The sequence below is a fragment of the Actinocrinis sp. genome (assembly GCF_035653575.1).
GTDB lineage: Bacteria > Actinomycetota > Actinomycetes > Streptomycetales > Catenulisporaceae > Actinocrinis.
The window spans coordinates 1-6,656 of record NZ_DASRBQ010000035.1; the positions used below are offsets into that span (position 1 = coordinate 1).

6 protein-coding genes and 1 pseudogene are annotated in these 6,656 nt (G+C 68.0%); 3 read left to right on the plus strand and 4 right to left on the minus strand.

Annotation, left to right across the window (positions count from 1 at the left end; genetic code table 11):
- Window positions 1–198: pseudogene (locus tag VFA06_RS05970) on the plus strand (response regulator); the annotation flags it as partial.
- Between the two features lie 15 nt (window positions 199–213).
- On the opposite strand, the gene VFA06_RS05975 reads toward VFA06_RS05970, so the two are convergent.
- Window positions 214–1,833, minus strand: a complete 1,620-nt coding sequence (locus tag VFA06_RS05975) for a long-chain fatty acid--CoA ligase (RefSeq protein ID WP_349260070.1) — start codon at window positions 1,831–1,833, stop codon at window positions 214–216.
- A 377-nt stretch (window positions 1,834–2,210) separates the two neighbouring features.
- Between VFA06_RS05975 and VFA06_RS05980 the strand changes: the two genes are divergently transcribed.
- Window positions 2,211–3,164 carry a hypothetical protein gene (locus VFA06_RS05980; RefSeq protein WP_324839403.1) on the plus strand — a complete coding sequence of 318 codons (954 nt, stop codon included), beginning with the start codon at window positions 2,211–2,213 and terminating at the stop codon, window positions 3,162–3,164.
- Between the two features lie 104 nt (window positions 3,165–3,268).
- Here VFA06_RS05980 and VFA06_RS05985 read toward each other — a convergent pair whose 3' ends face one another.
- From VFA06_RS05985 to VFA06_RS05995, 3 genes are all read right to left on the minus strand, one after another.
- Window positions 3,269–4,258 (minus strand): DUF1906 domain-containing protein, encoded by a 990-nt coding sequence (locus VFA06_RS05985; protein WP_324839404.1) that lies wholly within the window; start codon window positions 4,256–4,258, stop codon window positions 3,269–3,271.
- Window positions 4,259–4,364: 106 nt separating this feature from the next.
- Entirely contained in the window at window positions 4,365–5,099 is a 735-nt protein-coding gene (locus tag VFA06_RS05990) for an AMP-binding protein (RefSeq protein ID WP_324839405.1), read from the minus strand.
- Window positions 5,100–5,257: 158 nt separating this feature from the next.
- A complete protein-coding gene (locus VFA06_RS05995) occupies window positions 5,258–5,659 on the minus strand; it encodes an SseB family protein (RefSeq protein ID WP_324839406.1) in 402 nt (133 codons plus the stop codon).
- Between the two features lie 144 nt (window positions 5,660–5,803).
- Here VFA06_RS05995 and VFA06_RS06000 point away from each other — a divergent pair.
- Window positions 5,804–6,656: acyl-CoA dehydrogenase family protein (locus VFA06_RS06000; RefSeq protein WP_324839407.1), on the plus strand; the 853-nt coding region annotated here is incomplete at its 3' end.

The window sequence follows — 6,656 nt, forward strand, 5'->3', positions numbered from 1 at the left end:
ATCGTCGAGTGGCTGCGTGACCATGAGCGGCTGACCACGACGCCCATAGTCGTCTACACGGCGTTGGGTACCGACACTGCGCAGTTCGCCAACGGGTTACGCAGTGGCAGCGGCGCGCTGTATTTGGCGGAGCGGTCGACCGATTCCGAGGTGGGTAACCGCATCGGGGATCTGCTCGCGAAGATCTGCCTTAGCTGATCTGGTGCGCCGCGCTCAGCCGAGCTGCGTGACCTGGTAGTCCCCCGCCGCGTAGTGGCGCCTGACTTCCTTCTTGTCGAACTTGCCGACTGAGGTCTTGGGCACCGCGTCGATGGCCGTCCATCGCTCGGGAAGCTGCCACTTGGCGACCCGCTCGGCGAGAAACGCGCACAGTTCCTCGAACGGGACCGGCTCTCCGCGCCAGACCACGGCAGCCAGCGGGCGCTCGGACCAGCGCTCGTCAGGCACGCCGACGACGGTGGCCTCGGCGATCGCGGGGTGCGCCATCAGGTGGTTCTCGAGCTCGACCGAGGAGATCCACTCGCCGCCGGACTTGATCACGTCCTTCTCACGATCCGTCAGGTTGAGGAAGCCCTCGGGCGTGATGGTGCCGACGTCGCCGGTGCGCAGCCAGCCGTCGCGGAACTTCGCCGGGTCGTCGTCCTGGTGGTAGGAGCCGGTGACCCACGGCCCGCGCACCTCGAGTTCGCCCACCGACTCGCCGTCGTGCGGGACGATCTCGCCGTCCGCGCCGATCAGCCTCGCCTCGACGAGGGACGGGAAGCGGCCCTGGCTGCACCGGTAGCGGAACCGCTGCTCGCCCTCGGAGTCGGCCGGCGGGTGCGCGACGGTGCCGAGCGGTGAGAGCTCTGTCATGCCCCAGGCGTGGATGATCTGCACGCCGTGCCGCTCTTCGAAAGCCGAGATCAGGGAAGGCGGGCAGGCGGAGCCGCCGACCACCGCGCGGGACAAGGTGGGCAGCTCGATGCCGGTGCGGTCCAGTTCGGCCAGCACGTCCGACCAGATGGTCGGCACGGCCCCGGCGAAGGTGACCCCGGCCTCGCGGATCATCGCGATGAGCGGCGCGGCCTGGAGGAACCGGCCGGGCATCACCATGGACGCGCCGGACAGGAAGCAGCCGTAGGGCAGGCCCCAGGCCATCGCGTGGAACATCGGCACGATCTCCAGCACCCGCTGCGCGTCGTCGAGGCTAAAGCCGGTCGGCGAGCAGACCTCCAGGGAGTGCAGGTAGATCGAGCGGTGACTGTAGACGACGCCCTTCGGGTTGCCCGTGGTCCCGGACGTGTAGCACATCGCGGCGCCCTCGCGCTCGTCCAGCTCGGGCCAGTCGAAGGTGGTTGGCTGTCCGGCCAGCAGTTCCTCGTAGCCGATCACTGACTTACCGGCGCCGGTGAGCGCTGAGGTGTCCGTGTCGGCGGCCCCGACCACGACGACGTGCTCCACGGTCGGCAGCCGGTCGGCGAGCTTGGCGAGCAGCGGGACGAGGGTGTCGTCGACGATCACGACGCGGTCATCGGCGTGCTGAATGATGTACGCGATCTGCTCGGGGAACAGCCGGATGTTGATCGTATGAATAACGGCGCCCATGGACGGGACCGCGAGGTATGCCTCCACGTGCTCCTGCGTGTTCCACATGAAGGTGCCGACGCGCTGATCGCCCGTGATGCCAAGGCGTTCCCGCAGGCCGTGGGCCAGTTGTGCGGCGCGCTGCGCGACTTCGGCGAAGGTGGCTGAACGGAATCCCGACCCGATATACGTCAACACCTCGGCGCGTGCGTGCGCCATGGCGCCGTAACGCAGGATGGAGGAAATCGACAGCTGTACATCCTGCATCGTCGATCGCACCGCGGTACCACCCTGTCTCACGGATTCGGCGTCTCGCTGTACATCTTCGGAAACCGGTGCGCTGGAGCGTAGAGCCGAACGCGTCGCACGGCTAGCCCGTACACGGGACGATCATGGGGCGCAACACTCCAAAAGTATCTCTTACCTCGAATTTACTTTCAGTATGTCCGCGTTTGCGCCGCTCTGCGAGGAACAGCGCCGGGGGATGGCGACAACGTCGTGCCCTGCAGGACTGTTGGAAACGGCACTTGTTCAGTACCTTCGGTGCATGTTCGGCGCGCTGCACTCCGAGCAACTTCCCAACCGCTGCGACGCCTAGGCGGATTCATGATGCTGTCCGTGAGCCGTGTTCCGGGAGAGACCCGATGAGTCTTCCCCCCTATGACCAGTCGGTCCGCGACTTCGAGCGGCAGTTCCAGGTGGTCCTGCCGGATTCGGTGGGGCAAGCCGCCATCGGGTTTCGCGACGGCGTCTGGTACCGGCTCAACAGCGGGACGCCGCACCCGGTGCCTATCCGCTCGGCCATCATCCTGTGCCCGCACGCGGCCGGCTCAATCGTGCAGATCGTGTGCTGGTGGATGCGGGAGAACTCGCGCACGCCGCGTGCCCTCGACCTGGCGACCGAGCTGGCGCTCACAGTAGGCGAGCTGGCTCGAAAGGCGATCGAGGACGACCCGCTGGGCATGTCCCTCACCACGCTGCCCCCGGCGCCCTCTCAGAGCTCATCGACGTCTCTGGGGGCGTCGGCGCTCGGCGCCATCGGTTCGTCTTCCCCGCTCGGCGGTGGGCCCTACGACAGCGGTGCGTACGGCACGGACCCGTACGCCGCGACCCCCGCGCCCGCGCCGTCCCCGTACGAGCCCGCGTACGCCGCGGCGACGACCCTGCTCCCGCAGATCACTCCGGAAATGACGGCGCCGGGGCCGTCCCTCGGCGCCGTTCCGCGGCCGTCCGGGCCGATGCCCGCGGGCCTTGCCGCGCTTCCGCCGTCCGCGTCGGGGCGTCCGGGTCCGGCGGGCCCGGGCTTCGGCGCGCCGCGCGGCCAGGGCGGCGCCATGCCGGGTGGTCGGCCGCCGATGGGCCAGCCCGGACAGTCGGGCAACTGGGACCGGCCCGGCGGGTACGACCCGGGACGCGGGCGCCCGGCCGGCGGTCCGCCGCCGCGCCAGCCCGGATACGAGAACCCTGACCCTCGCGGCGACTTCTTCCGCGGCGGACCGCCCGCGCAGCGCCGCCCGGAGCGTGACGAGTACGGCAACGGCCGGCCTCCGCAGGGACGGCCGGGCAGCGGACGCCAGGACCCGGGCCGCGCCTGGTAGGCGTACGTACGGCAGCGAGCACGCATTAAGTCAGCAGGTACAACGGCGCGCGAGTATGATCCCCGATCACCGCGCGCCGTTGTGTTGCGCAGCAACGCTGTTGGTTACCGCAGCCGCGCGACCGGGCCGTCCAGGAAGTCCTTGTCGACGTTCAACGCGACGCCGCCGTACGACTCCTTGTGCGCGCCGGCGAACTGCTTGATGCGCTGATGCGGCGTCCATGCTCGACTCGGTACCGCGGCATCCTGGACCGTCGACTTGTTGTCCCAGCGCGCGATCCACAGCGCGTCAGGTAAGACATGGCCGGGTAACCCTGCCGCGACCAGATCGGTGATGCCGGAGCCCGCAGAAGAGTAGAACCCGGCGAGATAGCCGTGCGCGTGCATCCGCTGTGTCCACGTGCCCAGGTAGCTCAGGGCGGTATTCGTGCAGGCGGCGTTCTTGCGAGGGTAGCTCTCCAGGTCGAAGTAGATCGCGCTACCGCGGGCGATGCCGAGGGCCGCGGCACGGTTGGCGGCGTCGTCCGCGGCGTCCACGGCCTGCGCGGTGGCGGTCTTCGGATCGATCAGCTTGAGGTGCGGCAGTCGGGAGCACGGCGCCTGGCGCCCGACGTAGACCGGCGCGAGATGCCAGCCCATGCGCACGACGGAGCCGACCCAGCTCGCCGTGAGGTTGCCTTGGGCGCAAGCGCGATTCAGACCGCCGATATAGATGCCGAGGGCGTGGTACCCCGAGGACTTCTGCCATGCCGTCATCGCGGGCAGAGAGGGTGCGGTACACGCATCGAATCCGTTGCCGGTGTAAATCCGCGACTGGGTGCGCTTGATGTACTTGAAGGCGGATGAGGAGACGAACAAGTCAGGCATGAGTGCGCTGGTGGTCAGTCCGCCGAGGACGGGTAGGCCGGAGACGGCGGGCAGCCCGGAGAAGTCGGGGAACGCGGCCTGATCGGCGGGCGGTCTCGCCTGCGTGCGCGCCGCGGCAGCGTCAGCCAGGTGGTCTTCGGCGAATGCGGACGGTAACGAGAGGCAGACGACAGCGCACACCGCCGCAGCCGCCGTGCACCAGCGGGCCTTCGTGGATCGCAGTGCCATGATCGACAACATATGCCGCGATTGACGTACTACCACGCATACGTCGCACGACCGCGTGTCGGCGCCTTACGCACCGGCGACGTGCGGTAACCGCGCAGCTAGAAGGTCACGTACGGACGAGTACGGTTCGCGCGCCGTGCCTGATGCCGTGCAGCGCGTGCAACATGCCTCGGACCTGGAACAGCGGATCGGCGACGACCTTCGTCTCTCCCGGCTCCGGCGTCACCTCCGCGACGCCTAGGTGCAGCGCCCGATGCGTGAACGCCACGTGCTCATGATCGTCGCCGCTGTGCACCTGAAGCACCGGGTCGTCGACGTGCGGCCGATGCTTCGCGGCCTCGTACATACCCTCACCGGTCTCGTGCAGCTCCAGCCAGAGCTCGTAGTCGTCGGTGCCGTGCGGGTTGTCGCTCGGCGGACCGACCATGACCACGGTGTCCAGCTCGTCGAGCTCAGGACGGATGCGCTCCAGCAGTTCGGCGAAATCGGAGCCGACGAACAGCAGCTTCACCTGCTCGCGGCGCAGGATCCCGATGATCACGTCGTCCGGCAGCCGCCAGTTGAGGATGACCGCGGTGGTGCCGGTCAGCGCGGCTGCGAACAGCGCCTCAAGGCAGGCCGGGTGGTTGTGCGAGAGCACCGCGAACCGCTCGCCTGGCCGCACCATCGAGGCGCGCAGGCCGCAGGCCACGTGCCGGATCCGGGCGTCCAGCTCGCGCCAGGTCAGCCGGTGCTCTCCGCACTCGACCGCGGTGGCCCGCGGAGTGTGGCCGAGATGCCGCTTCACCAGATCGGTGATGAGCACGGGTTCGTCGAGAAAGGAGCCTGAGCCAAGCGGCATGAGCTATCCCCCAGTACAGCTGGTACTACGTCTGATACTGCGTCAAACGAGCCGAGACAGGACGCGATCGAGATCAGAACAGGGCTGATAAACCGCGTGTGATGCCAGGGACAGTAACGCCCCGTGTGCATCGTGGCTAGAGGTGAGCTCAGCCGTACTTAGCCGTACATCCGCTTCATCGTGTAGTCGATCATCTGCTCAATCGCCTGCGCGTCGAACACGACCCGGTGCTCGCCCTCGAGGTCGAGCACGATGCCGTAACCGGTCGGCAGTAGGTCCAGCACCTCGGCGCCGGTGACGGTGAAGTACCGCGACTCCTCGCCCGAGTATCGGCGCAGCTCCACTAGGGAGGAGAACATCGGGATCACCGGCTGCGGGGTGTCGTGCAGCGCGAGGAAGCCGGGCCGCTCCCCGCGCGGGCAGTACACCTTGCAGGTCGTGAAGACGGCATGGAAGTCCTCCGGGCTGATCGCACCCGAGGCGAAGGCGCGGACCGCGTCCGCGAGCGACGGCTGGAGCACCTGTCCGCCGCCGGAATCGTCACCGTTATAGCCGTACACAACCCACGAGCGTAGCGGGCCACTAGGTGCCGCGGGCACCATCCAAGTCACCGTGCAAGCTTGCGGGAAGTTACCCATGAGTAGCATCATGAAGTTACCGCACAGTTCTACTCGCAGGTAGCCGAGGACGCAAAGGACCACCCGATGGGGCACTACAAGTCCAACCTCCGTGACATCGAGTTCAACCTCTTCGAGGTGTTCGACTCGGGGAACCATTACGGCTCCGCCGCGTATCCCGATATAGACGTGGAGACCGCGCGCACGATCCTGGGCGAACTCGAACGCCTCGCCGTCACGGAGCTGGCCGAGTCCTTCGCCGACGCCGACCGCAACCCGCCGGACTTCGACCCGTCCGAGCACTCGGCCACCCTGCCCGAGTCCTTCAAGCGCTCGTTCAAGGCGTACATGGACACCGAGTACTGGCGCCTCGGCCTGCCCGAGGAGATGGGCGGCACGCTCTGCCCGCCGTCGCTGCGCTGGGCCACCGGCGAACTGGTGCTCGGGGCCAACCCGGCGGTGTGGATCTACGCCGCGGGCACCGACTTCGGCCGGGTGGTCTGGGAGCTCGGCACCGAGGAGCAGCGCAAGATCGCCAAGCTGATGGCGGACCGACTGTGGGGCGCGACCATGGTGCTCACCGAGCCGGACGCCGGCTCGGACGTGGGCGCCGGCCGCACCAAGGCGATCAAGCAGGCGGACGGCTCCTGGCACATCGAGGGCGTCAAGCGGTTCATCACCAGTGGTGAGCAGGACATGACCGAGAACATCTTCCACCTGGTGCTGGCCCGCCCCGAGGGCGCCGGCCCCGGCACCAAGGGTTTGAGCCTGTTCTACGTGCCCAAGTACCTGTTCGACCCGGAGACACTCGAGATACGTTCGCGCAACGGGGTCTTCACCACCGCGGTGGAACACAAGATGGGACTGAAGTCTTCGCCGACCTGCGAGCTGACGTTCGGCGCCCATGGCCTGCCGGCCGTCGGCTACCTGGTCGGTGACG

Coding starts and splice junctions, on each gene's coding strand:
- VFA06_RS05990 (WP_324839405.1), bottom strand. CDS start 5,099: ATGCCGCTTGGCTCAGGCTCCTTTCTCGACGAACCCGTGCTCATCACC.
- VFA06_RS05980 (WP_324839403.1), top strand. CDS start 2,211: ATGAGTCTTCCCCCCTATGACCAGTCGGTCCGCGACTTCGAGCGGCAG.
- VFA06_RS05975 (WP_349260070.1), bottom strand. CDS start 1,833: ATGCAGGATGTACAGCTGTCGATTTCCTCCATCCTGCGTTACGGCGCC.
- VFA06_RS05985 (WP_324839404.1), bottom strand. CDS start 4,258: ATGGCACTGCGATCCACGAAGGCCCGCTGGTGCACGGCGGCTGCGGCG.